Here is an 18,243-nt window from a genome sequence, read left to right on the forward strand (position 1 = left end):
CGGACCAGCTCCACCCCTCCCCGCGGGGAGGGGTTCACGCCCCTCGCAGGGGCGTTGCCGGGTGCGGGCGGGTCGCGCCGGCTACGCCGACGCTCTCCGCCCGCGCATCTTCGCAAGGGTACGGAGGTTGCGGGTCTCCTCGTCGGGGTCGGGTGTGTCATCCATGCCGACGAACCCGGACGGGTCCGTGTCGTCGTTGAGCCACATCTGCCAAGCCAGCATGTGGCGGGCGCCGACGATCGCGGGCACGTCCTCGGCGGGGACGCCCGGCCGCGGGGTGAGGTACGCGAGCACCCCCAAGTCGGGATCGAATCGAACCTCGGCCACAAGTTGGCGAAGCTGTTCGGCGAGACGCGTCCTGATCGCGTGCCGGTCGTCGCCCTCCGCTTCCTCCATCGCCCGTGACAGGTCCACGGCCTCACCGAGACGGGCGCGTAGGCCGGGGTCGGCGGCGGCCGTCGCGGCGGCCTTCTCGGCCTCGCGGAGCTCGCGCTGGATGGTCTTGGCCTCCTCGCCGAGCGCCCGGTAGCGGTCGGCCGCCCCGTCGTCCCCGTCCTCGACCAGTCCGAGGAGGCGCTTGCGGCGGCCCTCGACCTCGGCGAGGCGAGCGCCGAGGATGGTCACGCGATCGGCCTCGGCGGTGGGCTGCGCGCCGCGGAGGACCGCCCCTGCGTCGAGGTAGGCCAGCCCCCGGAGGAGGCGGCGTTCGATGCGGTCGGCACGCCACCTCGTGCCGTTCTCGCACCCCGCGCCGCGCCGTTGCGTGGCGCACTCGAAGTACGTCCCGCCCTTCGGTGGCGGTCCCTTGTCGATCACGTACATGGACCCGCCGCAGCGGGCGCACTTGCCAAGCCCGAGGAGAAGGTGAGCGACGCCGCGTCCCCGTCGACCGGCTGCGATGCGGCGGCCCTTCGATGCCTGCCGGGCCCGCCAGTAGGTCTCCTCGTCCACGACGGCGGGGTAGTAGCCCCTGATTGGGTTGCCCTCGGGCTGGCGGTTGCCGCCGCGGTGGGTGCCCGAATGCGGCTGGTACTCGCCGAGCGCGAGGCGTCCGCTGAGAATCTTGGCGACGGTGGACGTCTGCCAGCCGATGCCGCCTCGCCATGTCGGGGTTCCGGCCGCGTTGAGCCGAGATACGATCTGCCGTTGCCCGTAGCCCTCGATCGCCATGTGGTAGATGCTGCGCACGATCTCGGCGCGGTCCTCGCGGAGGACGAACTTGCCGTCCTCGATCGCGATCCACTCGGGACAGCGCAGCGTGAGGGGCCGGCCCTCATCGCGTGCCGCGGCCTTCTTCCTTGCCCAGGCGGCCCCAACTCGCTCTCCCTTCGTCCGGGACTCCTCGTGGGCGCGAGCCATCACTGCGATCGACACGATCAGCGGCGTCCAGTCCGTGCGCAGGCGCTCCTCGGAGTAGACCTGACCGTCGGAGAGAGTCACAACAATGACTCCCGCGCGGATCAGGTCGAACAGCCGCGCCGCGGCATCCAGAACAGCCTCTCGGGACAGACGGTCCAAGGACTCGACCACTAAGTACGAGCCGTGCGGGACCTCCCCCGCCTCAACCAAAGCAAGGAATCGCTTGAGGGCGCCGATGTCCCGGTGAGCGCCCTTGTACGCAGATATGCCCAGGTCCCGGAGGCTGTCGTCCAACTCCAGCCCGCGAGCCTGGCACCAGTCCCTCGCCCTAGATAGCTGACGACGGAGTGAGTCGCCGCGTGCCTGCTCCGGCGACGAGAAGCGTATGTAGCTGAAAGCCTTGGGCATCGGTAACCGTCCGTCGGGTTCGATGCTGTTAATGTAGCATACCTTGCTGATGGTCGGGCCGCCGGGCTCCGGTAAGTCCATGCTGGCGCAGCGGCTGGCCTCCATCCTGCCGCCGCTCGGAGCCCGCGAACTTCTCGACGTGTCGATGATCGCCTCCATCGCCGGCGAGCTTGCCGGCGGGCGGCTGACGGATCGCCGCCCTTTCCGCGCGCCCCATCATTCGGCCTCCATGGCGGCGATGGTCGGCGGCGGGTTGAAGGCAAAACCCGGCGAGGTGTCGCTCGCCCATCGCGGCGTCCTTTTCCTGGACGAGTTTCCCGAGTTCACGCCCGTTGTTCTGGATTCCCTGCGCCAGCCGCTGGAAAGCGGGGAAAGCGTCATCGCGCGGGCGAACCACCACGTCACCTATCCGGCCGACTTCCAGCTCGTCTCGGCGATGAATCCGTGCCGGTGCGGCATGGCGGGAGAGCCCGGCCACCATTGCGCACGCGGGCCGCGCTGCGTGTCCGACTATCAGGCCCGCATTTCCGGGCCGCTGATGGACCGCATCGACATTCGCGTCGATGTGCCGGCCGTGACGGCCATGGACCTGATGCGCGGCGGCACGGCGGAATCATCGGCCACCGTCGCCGCGCGCGTCGCAACCGCCAGAGCGCGTCAAACGGTGCGCTACGAGGCGAAAGGCCTTCCCGGCTCTACGGTCAACGCCCGCTGTTCGGCTGCCCTCATCGAAACGGTCGCAGCACCCGACGCGGCCGGCCTGAAGCTCCTCCACGATGCGGCGGAGAAGCTGAAATTCTCCGCGCGCGGCTATCACCGCATCCTGAAAGTCGCCCGCACCCTCGCCGATCTCGAAGGCGAGACCACGGTGCGCTCGACGCATCTCGCCGAGGCGATCTCGTTCCGGATGGCGGGCGAGCGATTGCAGGCGGCGGCGTGATGCTACGGAAAGACCTGGATTCCCAATTGTTCAAGGATCGTAATTTTACGTATTCAGGGTTGGATAGGTCGCGTTCACTGCTGCCGAGTAGCGATTCCGCAAACATCAATACGATTGTTGCGAAGCTTCATTCGGACGGTGCTTGGAGCAAACGTTCGTTCCTCGGCAGGCTGATTTTTGTGTTGCTTGCGCCTTTGGGCTTGGGTGCAATTATCTCCATATTTCCGGGGTTTGGGACGGCGACACTTCTATTGCTCGCTGGTGCCATTGTGCTGATCATGACATCGGTTGGAGCATTTATCATTCTCGCCGATCTGTTCCGACTGAGATGGGTGAAGGCGCTGCAAAGGGTTTTCGTCATTGCTTTGACGTTGGCCATCTTCGTGCCTGCTGTTAGGGCAGGGGATTACATCCATCTTGTGCTCTTCTATCCGTACTACAAAGCTGAAATCCGCAGGTCTGGAAATCCTAATCAGCAAGTTCGGTTCGACTGGGGGGATGATGCTGCTTTGGTCAGCGACGGCGCGGTTATAAGGACGTTGGTCTACGATCCCACCGGTTCAATGGCAAAGTATGTCGGGGAGCGGCGCTCAAGCGATATTGGCGGCTTGTATACGGATCATCTATTCGGCGATTTCTATCTGGAAACCGATATGAGTTCGGGTTGAGGGAGTTGGCTTCGCGAAGGTTGGGCCTATTGGAAAGCAGGATAGGATCAAATCGTCTTATCCCTTCGCACGACCAACCCGCATGATATCCCCCTCGTCCGTCGCGACATAGATCGCCCCGTCCGGGCCTTGCCTCACATCGCGGATACGTTTGCCGAAATCCTTCAAAAGCCGCTCCTCGCCGACGACCTTCGTGCCGTCGAAGGTCACGCGCACGAGGTCCTTCGTGGCGAGGCCGCCGAAGAAGGCGCTCCCTTTCCATCCGGGCACCGCATCGCCGGTGTAGAAGGCCATGCCGCTGGCCCCGATCACCGGCGTCCAGTGGAGGACCGGCTGCGTGAAGCCTTCGCCCGATTGCTTGCCCGTGCCGACCGGCTGGCCGGAATATTCGACGCCATAAGAGACCATCGGCCAGCCGTAGTTCTTGGCCCGCTCGGCGACGTTCACTTCGTCGCCGCCCTTCGGGCCATGCTCGGAGAACCAGACAGCGCCGGTCTCAGGGTTCAGCGCGCCGCCCTGGATGTTTCGGTGGCCGTAAGACCAGATTTCGGGCCTCGCGCCTTCTTGTCCCACGAACGGATTGTCCGCTGGCACCGAGCCGTCGGCATTGATGCGGATGACCTTGCCGATATGGTTGTCGAGCTTCTGCGCGTTCTCGCGGATGCCTTTATCCGACCGCTCGCCGAGCCCGGCGAAGAGATGGCCTTCGCGGTCGAAGACGATGCGCGAGCCGAAGTGCTTGTTTCCGTCGTAGCGCGGTTCCTGCGTGAAGATCTTCGAGACTTCCTCGAGGCGCGTGCCGTCCGGCGACAGCCGCCCCTTGCCGATGGCGGTGGAGTTGCCGCCTTCCCCGGCGGCCGAATAGGTGAAGTAGACGAGACGGTTCTCGGTGAATTTCGGATCGAGCGCGACGTCGAGAAGCCCGCCCTGGCCGCCGCTTTCCACCTTCGGCACGCCCGAGATCGGCTCGCCGACCTTTCCGTCTCCGGAAACCACCCGCATCGTCCCGCCCTTCTCGGTAACCAGCATCGAACCATCGGGCAGGAACTCGAAGCCCCAGGGGCGCGAAAGATCGCTGGTGACGGTGGTCACCTTCAAGTCGCCGGCCTCGGTTCGAACCGTGTCGTCCACGGCAAAGGCGGCGGTGGAAACAAGCGTCGCCCCGGCGACGAGGCTGAAGAATTCGAAACGATGCGGCATGGCCAACTCCCGGAATCCTGAAAGAAGATTTCGGGTCGAGGCGGGGATAAGGAAAGGACTTGGCGTCAACGTGATCGAGCCGTCATTGTCGCCAGCGGGAATCTGAACAGCGAGGACGATCATGACCGCCATCGACATCCGGCCTTTGGCGCAAGCGGATCGCGCTTTCTGGGCACCGCTCTGGCAGGCCTATCTCGCCTTCTACAAGGCCGATATCGCAGACGAGGTCACGGACATCACCTGGCGCCGGCTCCTCGATCCGGGCGAGCCCATGGCGGGTGCGCTCGCTTGGCGCGGAAACGATGCCGTCGGTCTCGTCCACCGCATCCGCCACCGCTCTTCATGGACGATCGGCGATTACTGCTATCTCCAGGATCTCTTCGTCGCCCCGGAGGCGCGGGCCGCAGGGGTCGGCCGCCGCCTCATCGAGCATGTCTACGAGGCGGCCGCGGCGGAAGGCTGTTCGCGCGTTCATTGGCTGACGCACGAGACCAACGCGGACGCGATGAAGCTCTACGACCGGATCGCCGACCGGTCGGGCTTCGTGCAATACCGCAAGCTCTTGGGCTCCTGATCAGGCGATCCCGGCGAGAATGTCTTTCGCCGCCGGCAGCCGCGCCAGTTGCTGCTGCGGACGCGGCCCGATCTGCTCGATGATATGGGCGGCGGCCACCGTGCCGAGCTTGGCCGAGTCCTCGTGTGAAAGCCCCGCCGTATAGCCGCGCAGGAACCCGCCGGCGAAGAGATCTCCCGCGCCCGTCGTGTCGAGAAGCTGGCGGACGGGGGTCGCGGGAACCGCGAATGTCTGATCCTTCTCCACCACCACACAGCCCTTTTCCGAGCGCGTGACAAGCGCGAGCTTGCCTGCATCCTGACCGAGGCGGGCGAGGGCGAGATCGAGATCGTCGGTTTCGTAGAGCGCCAGCGCTTCGGCCTCGTTGGCGAAAACAATATCCACCGTTCCCGAGCGCATCAGTTCCAGAAACTCGTCACGATAACGGTGGACGCAAAAGGCATCCGACAGGGTGAAGGCCATGGTCCGGTCGTGCTTGTGGGCGAAGCGGGCCGCGAGGCGGATCGCTTCCTTGGCGCTCGGCTGGTCCCAGAGATAGCCTTCGAAATAGGTGACGGTGGCGGAGGCGACCAAAGCTTCGTCGATATCGGCGGGCGTCAGTTCCATGCAGGCGCCGAGATAGGTCGACATGGAACGCTCGCCGTCGGGCGTCACCAGGATCATGGAGCGCGCGGTCGGCGCGGAGCCCTCCAAGGCCGCCGTCTCGTAGCGCACTTTCTGGGCGCGGATGTCGGATGTGTAGACGGTGCCGAGCGCGTCCTTCGCGACCTTGCCGATATAGGCGCCCCGGCCCCCGAGGCTCACGACGCCCGCCGCCGTGTTGGCCGCCGAGCCGCCCGACGTTTCCACCGCCGGCCCCATGGACTCGTAGAGCATTTCCGCCCGCGCCGCGTCGATCAGGGTCATCGAGCCCTTGCGCACCTCGTGCCGGACGAGAAAGTCCTCGTCCACCTGCGCGATGATGTCGACGATCGCATTGCCGATCGTCAGGACGTCGAGTTCCGCCATTCGGGTCTTCCAAGCTTGTTGCCGTTGGGGCTTAGAACATCGAGCGCGCAAGAAAAAGGGCGGCGCGAGAAACCCGCACCGCCCTTGTCCGGTTCGCCGCTGTTCAGCGCTGCTTGGCCCAGCCGGCGAGCACCTTGTCGAGCGTCATCGGGTAATCGCGCACCCGAACGCCGGTCGCGTTGTAGATGGCGTTCGTCACCGCCGCGCCGACGCCCGACAGCGCCAACTCGCCGATGCCCTTGCTCGCCAGCGGGCTCGCGGCATGGTCGCGCTCGGGCAGAAGCACGACGTCGAGCTGCGGCACGTCGGCATTCACCGGCACGTGGTATTCGGCCAGATCGTGGTTCACCATCAGCCCGGTGCGTGGGTCGATGATGAGCTCTTCCGTCAGCGCCCCACCGATGCCGAAGATCTGACCGCCGTAACATTGCGAAGTCGCGGTCTTCTCGTTGAGGATGCGGCCGGCGGCGACCACCGAAAGGAGGCGCCGGACGCGCGTTTCGCCGGTGACGGAATTGACGGCCACCTCGCAGAAATGCGCGCCGTAGCTCGCCTGGTGCGTGGTTTGGTACTGCTTGCCCGGCTTGAAGTTGCCGGTGACGACGATCGGCGCCCTGCCGACGACCTCGGAGACGAGACGCTGGCGGTTGCCGGCGATCACGGTGCCGTCCTTCAAGGTCATGTCGTCCGGCTCGACATCAAGCCGCTTGGCGATCTCCGCGACGATGCCCTCGCAGGCCGCGAAAACGGATGAGCCGGAAGAGTTCGCGCCCCAGGAGCCGCCCGAACCCGCCCCTTGTGGCAGGGCCGAATCGCCGAGCTTCACCTCCACCTTTTCGCGGGGCAGCCCAAGCATCTCGGCCGCGATCTGCTGGAGGATCGTGTAGGTGCCGGTGCCGATATCCGTCATATCGGTTTCCACCAGCGCCGTGCCGTCGGGGCTGAGCGTCACACGAGCGGAAGAAGGCTGGAGCATGTTCTTGCGCGAGGCCGCCGCCATGCCGACGCCGATATACCATTCGCCTTCGCGCCGGCTCATCGGGGTCTTGGGACGGCTGGCCCAATCGAAACGCTTGGCGCCTTCGTCAAAGCATTCCAACAGCTTGCGGGAAGAGAAGGGCAGGCCGTCCTGCGGGTCCTCGGTCGGCTCGTTGAGCTTGCGGAACTCGATCGGATCGAGCCCCAGCTTTTCCGCCATCTCGTCCACGGCGTTTTCGAGCGCCAGCATGCCGACCGCCTCGCCCGGCGCGCGCATGGACGCCGCGAGGAGGACGTTGACGTCGGCTTTCCGGTGCGTGACCTCGCGGTTCTCGCCGGCATAAAGGAACACGGTGGAAATGCCGGCCGGCTCGAACACCGGGTTCTCCGCGAGATTGCCGCAGATCGTGTTGTGGGCGATCGCAGTGATCCGGCCTTCCTTCGTGCAACCGATGCGGATGCGCTGGATGGTGTCGGTGCGGCGCACCGTCGTCTGGTAGACCTGTTGGCGGGTGAGGGCGACCTTCACCGGCCGATCCACCGCTTTCGCGCCGAGCGCGGCGAAGACCGATTCCGGCGCGATGCCGAGCTTCGAGCCGAAACCGCCACCGACATAAGGCGAAACGATCCGCACTTTGCTCTGCGAAATGCCGAGCGCCGCGGCGAGCTGCCCGACATTGGTGGAAACGAGCTGATAGGAGCCGTAAAGCGTCAGCTCGTCGCCGTTCCAGGACGCGATGGAGGCATGGGGCTCCATGGCCGAGGAGTTCTGGCTCGGCGTCGTATAGGTCGCCTCGAACTGCACCTCGGCCGCCTCGAACGCCTTGTCGACATCGCCCTTCTTGACCGTGGAGGGCATCTGCTGCTCGCCCGGATCGTAGGCCTCGTCGGCCACCGCGAAGAGGTCGTAGCGGCCTTCCGTTTCCTCGTATTCGATATCCACGAGGCGCGCGGCGTCGCGGGCGATTTCGAAGCTTTCCGCCACCACCATGCAGACCGGCTGGCCATGGTAGTTCACTTCGCCCTTGATCGCGGCGGGCTTTGAATCGCTCGGGTCGGCGGAAGCGCGCGCCGCCTTGTCGTCCACCACCACATGAAGGACGCCCTTGGTGGAAAGGGCGCGCAGCGGATCGATACGCTTGATCTTGCCCGAGCCGATCGGCGCGGTGACGAGATGACCATAGGCGACGTTTCGCCCGACGATCTGCTCGTAGGCGTATTTCGCGGTTCCCGAGACCTTCAGCGGTCCCTCGAAGCGCGGCAGGGCGCGGCCGATGATGTTCTGGCCGTTGCGGTCGAGGCGCGTTTCGCCGACCGGCTTGTCCATCTTGTAGTCGTAGGAAAGGCTCATGCCGCTTGCCCCTCAGTCCGGGTTCCGGTCGCCTCCAGCAGCACCGCCGGGAGCGTGCGCCGCATGAGTTCGATCTTGAAGTCGTTGTCGCCCTGGCCTTTGGCATCCTTCAAAAGGATGTCGGCGGCCTCCGCGAACAGCTTCTCGCTGGGAGCCTCATCGATCAGAAGCTGTTCCACCGCCTCGTTGCGCCAGGGCACATGGGCGACGCCGCCGAAGGCGAGCCGGGCCTTGGCGATGCGCCCGGCTTCCATCTTCACCACCGCCGCCACCGAGATCAGCGCGAAGGCATAAGACGCGCGGTCGCGAACCTTGCGGTAGATCTGCGTTCCGCCCAGAGGGGCGGGCAGGTGGATGGCGGTGATGAGTTCACCCGCTTCCAGATTGGTCTCGATCTCCGGCGTATCGCCGGGGAGGCGATGCAGTTCGGCGACGTTGAAACGGCGCGTCGAGCCATCCGCCTTCACCGTCTCGATCTCCGCGTCGAGGGCGCGCATAGCGACCGCCATGTCGGACGGATGCGTCGCGATGCACTTGTCGCTGGCGCCGAGGATCGCATGGATGCGGTTGAAGCCGCCGATCGCATCGCAGCCCGAGCTTGGGTTCCGCTTGTTGCAGCGGGCGGAGGTCTCATAGAAATAGCCGCAACGGGTACGCTGCAGGAAGTTGCCGCCGGTGGAGGCCTTGTTGCGGAGTTGGCCGCTGGCGCCCGCCAGAAGCGCGCGCGACAAAAGCGGGTAATCGCGCTTCACATGCTCGTCCACGGCGAGATCGCTGTTGGACACGAGAGCGCCGATCTTCAAACCCTCGTCTTGCCTTTCGATCCCCTTGAGATCGAGGCGCGAGATGTCGACAAGCTTCTGCGGCACCTCGATCTGCAGCTTCATGAGATCGAGCAGGTTGGTGCCGCCGGCGATGAAGCGGGCTTCGGCACCCTTGGCGGCGAGCGCGGCCTCGGCCGGCGACGTGGCCCTGGCGTAATCGAACTGTCTCATGCCGCCACCTTCGCATCGGGCTTGGCCGTCTGGACGGCCGGGGCCGCCTCGCGGATCGCGTTGACAATGTTGGGATAGGCCGAGCAACGGCAGAGATTGCCACTCATGCGCTCGGAAACCTCGGCCTCGCTCAATGTGGGGGTCGCCGAAAGATCGGCGCTGGCATGGCTCGGCCAGCCTTCCGCGACTTCGCCGATCATGCCGACGGCCGACACGATCTGCCCCGGCGTGCAGTAGCCGCACTGGTAGCCGTCATGTTCCAGAAAGGCTTCCTGCATCGGGTGCAGCTTGCCGGGACGGCCGAGGCCCTCGATCGTGGTGATCTCGTCGCCCTCGTGCATCACGGCGAGCGTCAGGCAGGAATTGATGCGCCGGCCGTTGACGAGAACGGTACAGGCACCGCACTGGCCGTGATCGCAGCCCTTCTTGGAGCCGGTGAGGCCGATATGCTCGCGCAGGGCGTCGAGCAGGGAGGTGCGGATGTCGAGCTCGACCTCGCGCACTTCGCCGTTGACGTTCAATCGAACCAAAGCCGCGCTCCTTGTAACCATTCCAAGGAGGCTGAACGCGGCTGGCGCGATATGGTTGAGCCAAAAGCGCGTTTGGTCGCGCCTTATCGCATCGGGCCAGCGAAGGCTTGAGATGCCAAGCAATGGCAGGCTTGCGGCCGGTCGCCTCGCGATGCTGTCGCGTCGTGACGAGGTCGGGGCTCTTCAGTTGGCCGAGCGTCGGATATAGACACTTTCAACGGGTGCCGTTTCGATGCCCGCTATCGGTTCGATTCCAGCGGATGTCTTCATGGCGAGCGAGCATATCCTTCCAGCGCCCCGGTCCGCTCCCTGGCTTCCCTCCGCTGCGGTATGGGTTCCTGCGGCGATCGCCGTATCGCTCCTCGTCCCCGTCGTCTATCTCGTAGCGATCTGCGATATCCTCGGTGACGAAGCCTTCGGGGAAAACGGCCCCGTGGAAACCCTGCAGGTGCTCGCGATCCTGTCGGCGGCCATCTTCTTCATGTTCGCCGGGAAGCGTTCGACGGGATTGGCAGGCTGGCTCTGCGTGGTTCTGGCCTCGGTTCTCCTGATCGCCTTCCAACGGGAAATCCCGAACTGCGCCAGCGCTTATTACGGGGGCGGGATCTGCGCGAGTTCCTCCGTCAAGGCCGCCATCGCGATATCGGCAGTGCTGGCGATCACCGGTTCCCTCATCGTGTTCCGGTTCGCATGGCGCGACCTCCTGCGCCTTCGCAACCTGTTGTGGCTTTGGCCGCTGGGAATGATGCTGTTCATTCTCGGCGCGGGCGCCATCGCAGAGCGCCATGCCCTCGTGGATGTGGAGGAGATGATGGAGCTTGCGGCCTACGCCTATCTGCTCGCCTTCGCCGGCTGGGTTTGGCGCGTCCGCTCCGGAGGCTCGGATCGCCGTCCACGCCTTTCCTGACGGCGCGGATCGCTGCCACGAGAGGGGCGCTCCGCTTTCGGCGCACGAGGGAGGGGCTCCTTAGAACTCGATGCCCTTCTGCGCCTTCACGCCGGAGCGGAAGGGGTGCTTCACGGCTTCCATCTCGGTCACGAGATCGGCAGCCTCGATCAACTCTTCCTTGGCGTTGCGGCCCGTGACGACGACGTGCTTCATCGGTGGGCGGGCGGCCAGCACCTCCAGCACTTCGGCGACGTCGAGATAGTCGTAGCGCAGGACAATGTTGAGTTCATCCAGCAGCACGAGCTGGTGCTCGTCGTCCATGATGAAGGCCTTGGCGCGTTCCCAGGCGGCTTTCGCGGCCTCGATGTCGCGGCGTCGGTCCTGCGTTTCCCAGGTGAAGCCGTCGCCCATCGCGGTGATCGTCACCTCGCCCGGAAAGCGTTCCAGCGCGGCGCGCTCGCCCGTTTCCCACTTGCCCTTCACGAACTGGACGATGCCGACCTTCATGCCGTTGCCGAGCGCGCGGAAGACGAGGCCGAAGGCGGCGGTGGATTTGCCCTTGCCCTTGCCGGTATGGACGATAAGGAGGCCCTTCTCCTCCGTCTTGGTGGCGAGGATCTTGTCGCGCGCGGCCTTCTTCTTGCGCATCTTCTCGGCGTGGCGCGCGTCGAGTTCTTCCTCACTCATCGCGGCAAGCACCGGCGATTTCTCGGCCATCGTCATTCCTCCAGATCGCTTAGAACTGAATTCGAGCGCGGGTGCCAGAGACCACGCCGGACCGCTTCCGCCAAGCGCTCCTTCATCTCGGCAAGGGCCGCAGGGTTGTTGTCCTGCAGGAACCGGGCGACCGCCTCGTCCAGAAGATAGGCGCGGTGGACCGCCTCGAAATGATGGTCGGACACCGCGCCGGTGGTCGCGGCGAAGGCGAAAAGATAGTCCACCGTCGCGGCCATCTCGAAGGCGCCCTTGTAGCCGTGGCGCATGACGCCCGCGATCCATTTCGGGTTGACGACGCGCGCCCGCACCACGCGGCCGATCTCCTGTTCGAGCGTCCGCACCACCGGGCGTTCGGGCCGCGAATGGTCGTTGTGGTAGACGGCGGGGCGATGGCCGGACAGGTGCTCGGCGGCCGCCGTCATGCCGCCCTCGAACTGGTAGTAGTCGTCGGAATCCAGAAGATCGTGCTCGCGGTTGTCCTGGTTCTGGACCACCGCTTCCAGGCTCGACAAGCGATTCTCGAACCCTTCGCGCTCCGGCGCGCCCTCGACCCCCGCGCCATAGGCATAGGCGCCCCAGACGAGATAGCTTTCGGCGAGATCGCTCTTGTCCGTCCAGCCGCGCTCATCGATCAGCGCCTGGAGGCCCGCGCCATAAGCGCCGGGCTTGGAGCCGAAGACGCGATAACCCGCGCGTTTTTCCGCCTCCTCGGGCAAAACGCCCGAAGCGGCGAGCGCCCGCGCATCCGCGCGCATCCGCGCCGCGATCGGGTTGTCGCCTTCGTCCTCGTCCAGGGCGCCGACCGCGCGCACCGCCCGGTCGAACAGAGCGATCTGGTCGGGAAAGGCGTCGCGGAAGAAACCCGACACGCGCAAGGTCACATCGACGCGCGGCCGCCCGAGCGCGGCCGGCGGGATCACCTCGAAGCCGGACACGCGCCCCGACCCGCCATCCCAGACCGGTTTCACGCCGACGAGCGCCAGGGCTTGTGCGATGTCGTCGCCGCCGGTGCGCATATTCGCTGTGCCCCAGGCGGAAAGCCCGACGGAGCGCAGGTAATCGCCATGGTCCTGAAGGTGGCGGGACACGAGAAGCTCGGCGGACTTTCGGCCGAGTTCCCAGGCGGTGCGCGTCGGGACGGCACGGGTATCGACCGAAAAGAAGTTGCGCCCCGTCGGCAACACGTCCGGCCGCCCGCGCGTCGGCGCGCCGGAGGGGCCGGGGGGAACGAAACGCCCGTCGAGGCCTCGGAGAAGCCCGGCAATCTCGGCTTCGCCCGAGATTACCACGGCGGGCTTCAGCCGCGTTTCGATCTCATCGAGAACGGCTCTTGCCGAAAGCCAGTCTTCGGCGGGCGGCATATCGTTCGAAACGAGCCGGGCGGCCAGGAATTCGATCCGCTCCACCGTGTCGCCGCAGGTGCGCCAGATATCGGTGGAAAGGTCTTGGAGAACCTGTGGACGCTCGCCTTCCCAAGGCTTGGCCATATCGCAGGACAGGGGATCGACATCGAGGCGGAGATCGCCCGCGATGGCGCGGGTGAGCGATGCGTCCTTCGGCTCGAAACCGCGCGGCAGGCGAGCGAGCGCGACCACGAGGTCGTGGAGAAGCTGGCCTTCCGGGGCCGTGCCGAAGACATGCAGTCCATCGCGGATCTGCAATTCCTTTAGCTCGCAAAGCCAGGCGTCGAGCTTTTCGAGGCGCGCATCGTCGTCCTCACTTTCCGACAGGCCCATGTCGCGGTCGAGGCCAAGGTCGGCGACGAGGCGGAGAATCTGCCTGCGGAGAAGCGTCGAGCGGCGCGGATCGCCCTGGCTCGCCTCGTAATACTCGTCCACCAGCGCTTCGAGTTCGCGCAAGGGGCCGTAGCTTTCGGCGCGGGTGAGGGGGGGCGTCAGATGGTCCACGATCACCGCGCTGGTCCGGCGCTTGGCTTGGCTACCCTCGCCGGGATCGTTGACGATGAAGGGGTAGAGATGCGGCAGCGCGCCGAGGAGCGGTCGCGGGAAACAGCTTTGCGACAGCGCCAGCGCCTTGCCCGGCAGCCATTCGAGATTGCCGTGCTTGCCCATGTGGATCACGGCATGGACATCGAGGCTGCGGCGCAGAAAGGCGTAAAGCGCCAGATAGTTGTGCGGCGGCACGAGGTCCGGCGAGTGATAGGTCTCCTTCGGGTCGATATTGTAGCCGCGCGCCGGCTGGATGCCGACCACGACGTTGCCGAAGGCAGCGAGCGGCAGGGCGAAGCCGCGTCCAGCTAAGAAGAACGGGTCCGTTTCGGGAGCACCCCAGCGCTCCGTCACGGCCTCGCGGATGGATTTCGGTAAGCCGGCGAAAAAACTCTCATAATCCGTCAGCGGAAGGGTTTCGCGAATCGTCCGGCCCGCGATCCCGGCATTGGTCGGCCCCGCGAGAAGATGCTGCACCAGCGCGTTGCCGTCCGCCGGCACATCCTCGACCGCGTAGCCCGTTTCCCGCATCGCGCCGAGCACCCGCACCGTGCCGGCCGGCGTGTCGAGCCCGACGCCGTTGGCGATGCGCCCGTCCCGGTTCGGGTAGTTCGCGAGAAGCACCGCAACGCGCCGCTCCGCAACGGGCGTCCGTCGAAGGCGCACCCAGTTGGCGGCGAGGGCCGCGACATGGGCGACGGTTTCGGGCACCGGCTCGTGACGCACCACGTCGATCTGGCAGCGCTCGTCGAAGGCACCGGCCGACTTGAAGGCGATCGCGCCGGCCATCACCCGGCCGTCGATTTCCGGCAGGGCGACACTCATCGCGAGATCGCGGGGGCTGAGGCCGCGAGGGGACGCACGCCACGCTTCCTCCGTGCCGCTGCCGAGCACCGCCTGGAGTACCGGCGCGCCGCCTTCGTCGAGCACCGTGCCGGTTTCGCTCCCGACCGCGAAGCCCGTGAGGTTCAGGACGACATCCGGCGGGCGGCGGGCGAAAAGGGCGCGGACGGTTTCCACCGAAACCGGGTCCTTCAGGCTCGTCACATAGACCGGCAAGACGGCAAGCCCGCGCGCTTCCAGCGCCTCGCCCATGGCTTCCACCGGCGCGGTCTGCCCGCCCTGGAGAAGCGCGCGGTAGAAGACGACTGCCGCGAGCGGGCGGTCGGGGACGCTTCGCCTTTCGAGCGCGCCGGCCTTCAGGATCGGCCGTGGCTCGGCCGCCCAGTCGCCGCCATGAAGGATCGCGCGGCAGGCGAGGAGGAAGTTCTCGGCATTCTCCGCTCCGCCCTCGTGGAGGTAGGGCCATAGCCGGTCCGCTTCGGGCAGGGTCGAGAAAAGCTCAAGTTCCGGGTCCGGCTTGTCGTCGCCGGGCAACACGGCGAGGCGGATGCCCCGTTCACGGGCGAGAGCCGCCAGCCGCTCGACGCCGTAGCGCCAATAAGCGGCGCCGCCGAGAAGCCGCAGGACAATCAGCTTGGCATGGCGCGCCGTCCGCTCGACATAGGTGTCGACCGACATCGGATGTTGGAGGCGCAGAACGTTGGCGAGGCGCAGGGACGGCGCCTCGTTCCCCAACCGGTGTGCTGCCGCCGACAGACAGGCAAGCTCGGTATCGGCTGCCGACAGAACGAGGATGTCTGCCGGCGATTGCCCAAGATCGATGGCCTCGCCGCCTTCCGCGATGACACCCCGCCCGGCGGCGAGAAGGTGCATCAGGCGGCGACTTCCAAGCCGGCCGCGAGGCCTTCGATCTCGGTTCGGATGCGCGCCTCGGCCGCCTCGTCGAGGCTGTCGTGGAGACCGATCACCACGAGACGCGTGCCCCGCGCCTCGTCCGGCTTCCACGGCCGGTCGAAATAGGTCTCGATGCGTGTGCCGACCGCCTGCACCACGAGACGCGTCGGCTTGGCGCTCACTTCGGCGAAACCCTTGACGCGCAGGATGTCCTCGCGCGCGATCAGCGCCTTCAAACCTTCCGTGAAACCCGCAACATCGGAGAGGGCCGGGGCGTCCACGACGAAGCTCTCGAAGTCGTCGTGATCGTGAGCGAGGCCCCCTTCATGCTCGATCTCGTGGTGGGAACGGCGCGTCGCGATGAGGTCCTCCGTCCCCGCGCCAAGGCCGAGGAGAACGTCCGCCGCCAGTCGCCCGCCGGAGGCCGGCACGATCTTGATCGCGCGAGAACCGCCCGCCTTCTCCACCGCTTCGCGGGCTTGCGCCATCTCGTCCAGCCCGACGAGATCGGCCTTGTTCAAGATCACGAGATCGGCCGCGCGGATCTGGTCCTCGAAGAGTTCTTCCAGCGGGTTGTCGTGGCTGATCGCCTCGTCACTCTCGCGCGCGGCCGCGATCACCGCCTCGTCGTCGGCGAAGAGGCCGGCGGCGACGGCCGCGGCATCGATCACGGTGACGACGCCATCCACCGTCACGCGCGCCTTCACCTCTGGCCAGTTGAAGGCGGCGACCAGTGGTTGGGGGAGCGCCAGCCCGGAGGTCTCGATCACGATATGGTCGAGCCGGTCGGCGCGCTCGATCAGCTTTTCCATGGTGGGAATGAAGTCGTCGGCCACCGTGCAGCAGATGCAGCCGTTGGTGAGTTCCACGACGTCCTCCTCGCGGCAGGTTTCCACGCCGCAGCCCTTCAGGAGGTCGCCGTCGACGCCGAGGTCCCCGAACTCGTTGATGACGAGCGCGATGCGCCGCCCTTCGGCATTCTGGAGGAGGTTGCGGATCAGCGTCGTTTTGCCGGCGCCGAGAAAGCCGGTGACGACGGTGGCGGGAATCTTCTTCATGGGGTCAGCCTTTCAGAACGAGCGGCAGCCCGGCGGCGACGAACAGGACGCGCTCCGCCTTTTGGGCCAGTCGTTGGTGAAGCCGGCCGGCATGGTCGCGGAAGTCCCGCGCCATCCGGTTGTCCGGCACGATGCCGAGCCCCACCTCGTTGGACACGAGGATCACGGGGCCGGCGGGAGGATGGTCGAAGAGCGCGGCGAGGGCCTCAGCTTCGGCGTCCACGTCGCGCCCGGCGAGCATCAGATTGGTGAGCCAGAGCGTCAGGCAGTCGACGAGGAGAACGCGTTTCGGGGCGGCCTCGGCGCGGATGGTGCTCCCGAGTTCAAGCGGCACCTCCATGTCGCGCCAGATGCCCCCGCGCCGCGCGCGATGGTGGGCGATGCGCGCCGCCATCTCGCCGTCGGAGCCGAAATCTTGAGCCGTCGCGATATAGACCGGCTCGAGGTTCGAGCCTTCCGCCAGTTCCTCTGCATGGCGGCTCTTGCCGGAGCGCGCGCCGCCGAGGATCAGGGTGAGGCCCTCAGCGAGCGTCATGCCGGCAAGGGCGAGCGCGTCGCGGCCCTGTCGAGGAACCGGCCGGCAAACGTGCCGATCATCACCCAGAAAAGCGCGGAGGTGACGAGCGAGGCGACCGCGAATTCGGCGGCGAGCGCGGGCGGAACGGGGCTCGCGAGATCGGTCGGCTGCGGTGCCCCCCAGAGATGGGGAAGAAGAAGCGCGAAGATTCCCGCCGCCTTGAGACCGGCCGAGCGCCGGGTGACGAGAAGGAAGAGCCCGAGCGCGGTGAAGGCAGCGGTTGCCAACCACCAGGCCTGCCGCATCCCAAGCTCGGCGGCGGGCATCGCCGGAAGTTCGGGCGCAAGGCCGAGGGCGGGGGCAAGCGTGACGGTGGCAAAGCCCGCCAAGCCCCAGAACACGCCGTTCCGCCTGTTCAGCGGCAGCCCTAGAACGAGGCTCGCACCGGCGAGAAGCAGCGCGAAGCCGGCCCCGGCGACGAGGTCGGCGAGAAGCGTGCCGAGAAGCCGGCTTTCAACCAACGTGCCGCCGCCTTCGCCTTCCTCATGCGCGCCCCCGGCGCCATGCGCGTAGGCGGGGGAGACGAAGAAGCTTGGGGACGCCGCATGGTGCTCGTGCGCTCCGCCGTTTTCGTATGACTCGGCATGGACGATCAGCGGCACGACGCGCGCATACTGGACCGGCAGGATCAGGATGCCGGCAAGAAGGCCGGCACAAAGCGCGGCCAGAAGGGTTCGGACGATCACGGAGGACCTCTTTCGCAAACAAACGCTCATCGGCCGCGCCGCATCGATGCGGGCGGGCCGTGGCTGGTTCAAACCTTGGATTCGGGTGAGCCTGCCTGCCTTAGTGGCAGGGGAAACCGAAGCCGTGGCGAGCGTCGTGCGCGGTGTCGTGGATCGTGGTCGCGCCGGCAAAGCCCGCGCCCCAGATGAAGAAGGCACCGAGAATCAGAGCGGCGAAGCCGGCGAGGAGCCGGCTGGACAAGGGAAGGGCACCCGTATGGGTGCCGGCGGCGTCGTGGGACGCGATCATCGGTTCAACCTCCGTGAAGCCCGCACACCATTGCGCGGGCCTTCCAAGGGATGGCAGGTCTCCTGGCTCGCGGGTCATCGGTGTCTTTCTGCCTTCCCAGGGTTTCCCCCAGTGGCGTTTCCGGCATGGACGCCGGTGAAAGAACCTCGCCGCTCTACAGTCGCGGGGTCGGCTGCGATGAAGACCCCCGATATGGGTCGGCCCTTCGCATTCCCTCTTAGCTTGGCGTCCCCGAAGAGTCGCCAAGACCATCCGCTCTCAAGCATAAAGGCTCGAAGCCGCCAGTCAACGGCGATGCGGAAAGGTTCCAGATCGATCCATGCGGACTAT

General features: G+C 66.3%; 15 protein-coding genes, 1 pseudogene and 1 riboswitch. Of the genes and pseudogenes, 4 read left to right on the forward strand and 12 right to left on the reverse strand.

The features are described 5' to 3' along the window. Positions 1–81: 81 nt before the first annotated feature. The gene (locus tag F9929_RS16905; RefSeq protein WP_407922248.1) at positions 82–1,872 is read right to left on the reverse strand and encodes a recombinase family protein; all 1,791 of its coding nucleotides are present in this window, start codon (positions 1,870–1,872) and stop codon (positions 82–84) included. Here F9929_RS16905 and F9929_RS16910 point away from each other — a divergent pair. After that, positions 1,805–2,707: pseudogene (locus F9929_RS16910) on the forward strand (YifB family Mg chelatase-like AAA ATPase); the annotation flags it as partial. The gene F9929_RS16905 and the pseudogene F9929_RS16910 sit on opposite strands and share 68 nt — an antisense overlap. Then, a complete protein-coding gene (locus F9929_RS16915; RefSeq protein WP_152047733.1) occupies positions 2,707–3,375 on the forward strand; it encodes a hypothetical protein in 669 nt (222 codons plus the stop codon). The pseudogene F9929_RS16910 and the gene F9929_RS16915, both read left to right, overlap by 1 nt. 57 nt (positions 3,376–3,432) lie before the next feature. On the opposite strand, the gene F9929_RS16920 is transcribed toward F9929_RS16915, so the two are convergent. Beyond that, on the reverse strand, positions 3,433–4,575 hold the full coding sequence (locus F9929_RS16920) for a PQQ-dependent sugar dehydrogenase (RefSeq protein WP_152047734.1): 1,143 nt from the start codon (positions 4,573–4,575) through the stop codon (positions 3,433–3,435). A 121-nt stretch (positions 4,576–4,696) separates the two neighbouring features. On the opposite strand from F9929_RS16920, the gene F9929_RS16925 reads away from it, so the two are divergent. Then, positions 4,697–5,149 (forward strand): GNAT family N-acetyltransferase, encoded by a 453-nt coding sequence (locus F9929_RS16925; protein ID WP_152047735.1) that lies wholly within the window; start codon positions 4,697–4,699, stop codon positions 5,147–5,149. Here the strand turns inward: F9929_RS16925 and F9929_RS16930 are convergent, their stop codons facing one another. The 4 genes from F9929_RS16930 to F9929_RS16945 all read right to left on the reverse strand — a co-directional run bounded on the left by F9929_RS16930 (position 5,150) and on the right by F9929_RS16945 (position 10,032). After that, positions 5,150–6,157, reverse strand: a complete 1,008-nt coding sequence (locus F9929_RS16930; RefSeq protein ID WP_152047736.1) for an adenosine kinase — start codon at positions 6,155–6,157, stop codon at positions 5,150–5,152. 103 nt (positions 6,158–6,260) lie between these two features. After that, positions 6,261–8,486, reverse strand: coding sequence for a xanthine dehydrogenase family protein molybdopterin-binding subunit (locus F9929_RS16935; protein WP_152047737.1), 2,226 nt, complete (start codon positions 8,484–8,486; stop codon positions 6,261–6,263). Next, positions 8,483–9,481: an FAD binding domain-containing protein gene (locus tag F9929_RS16940; RefSeq protein ID WP_152047738.1), complete on the reverse strand. Its 999-nt coding sequence runs from the start codon at positions 9,479–9,481 to the stop codon at positions 8,483–8,485. Before F9929_RS16940 ends, F9929_RS16935 begins: the two co-directional genes overlap by 4 nt. Then, positions 9,478–10,032, reverse strand: coding sequence for a 2Fe-2S iron-sulfur cluster-binding protein (locus F9929_RS16945; RefSeq protein WP_152047739.1), 555 nt, complete (start codon positions 10,030–10,032; stop codon positions 9,478–9,480). Before F9929_RS16945 ends, F9929_RS16940 begins: the two co-directional genes overlap by 4 nt. Positions 10,033–10,279: 247 nt before the next feature. Between F9929_RS16945 and F9929_RS16950 the strand changes: the two genes are divergently transcribed. After that, entirely contained in the window at positions 10,280–10,918 is a 639-nt protein-coding gene (locus F9929_RS16950; protein WP_152047740.1) for a hypothetical protein, read from the forward strand. Positions 10,919–10,978: 60 nt separating this feature from the next. Here the strand turns inward: F9929_RS16950 and cobO are convergent, their stop codons facing one another. The 6 genes from cobO to F9929_RS16980 all read right to left on the reverse strand — a co-directional run bounded on the left by cobO (position 10,979) and on the right by F9929_RS16980 (position 17,913). Continuing rightward, positions 10,979–11,617, reverse strand: a complete 639-nt coding sequence (gene cobO, locus F9929_RS16955; RefSeq protein ID WP_152047741.1) for a cob(I)yrinic acid a,c-diamide adenosyltransferase — start codon at positions 11,615–11,617, stop codon at positions 10,979–10,981. A gap of 2 nt (positions 11,618–11,619) precedes the next feature. Then, positions 11,620–15,282: a cobaltochelatase subunit CobN gene (cobN, locus tag F9929_RS16960; protein ID WP_152047742.1), complete on the reverse strand. Its 3,663-nt coding sequence runs from the start codon at positions 15,280–15,282 to the stop codon at positions 11,620–11,622. Beyond that, on the reverse strand, positions 15,282–16,361 hold the full coding sequence (cobW, locus tag F9929_RS16965; RefSeq protein WP_152047743.1) for a cobalamin biosynthesis protein CobW: 1,080 nt from the start codon (positions 16,359–16,361) through the stop codon (positions 15,282–15,284). Before cobW ends, cobN begins: the two co-directional genes overlap by 1 nt. 4 nt (positions 16,362–16,365) lie before the next feature. Further along, positions 16,366–16,896, reverse strand: a complete 531-nt coding sequence (gene cobU, locus F9929_RS16970) for a bifunctional adenosylcobinamide kinase/adenosylcobinamide-phosphate guanylyltransferase (protein WP_152047744.1) — start codon at positions 16,894–16,896, stop codon at positions 16,366–16,368. Then, positions 16,893–17,624 (reverse strand): CbtA family protein, encoded by a 732-nt coding sequence (locus F9929_RS16975; protein ID WP_152047745.1) that lies wholly within the window; start codon positions 17,622–17,624, stop codon positions 16,893–16,895. Before F9929_RS16975 ends, cobU begins: the two co-directional genes overlap by 4 nt. 100 nt (positions 17,625–17,724) lie before the next feature. Beyond that, complete coding sequence (locus F9929_RS16980; RefSeq protein ID WP_152047746.1) at positions 17,725–17,913, reverse strand: CbtB domain-containing protein; 189 nt, start codon at positions 17,911–17,913, stop codon at positions 17,725–17,727. 35 nt (positions 17,914–17,948) lie between these two features. After that, a riboswitch (cobalamin riboswitch) is annotated at positions 17,949–18,181 on the reverse strand. Between the last annotated feature and the right edge of the window lie 62 nt (positions 18,182–18,243).

Source organism: Aureimonas psammosilenae (assembly GCF_009176975.1).
GTDB classification, from domain to species: domain Bacteria; phylum Pseudomonadota; class Alphaproteobacteria; order Rhizobiales; family Rhizobiaceae; genus Plantimonas; species Plantimonas psammosilenae.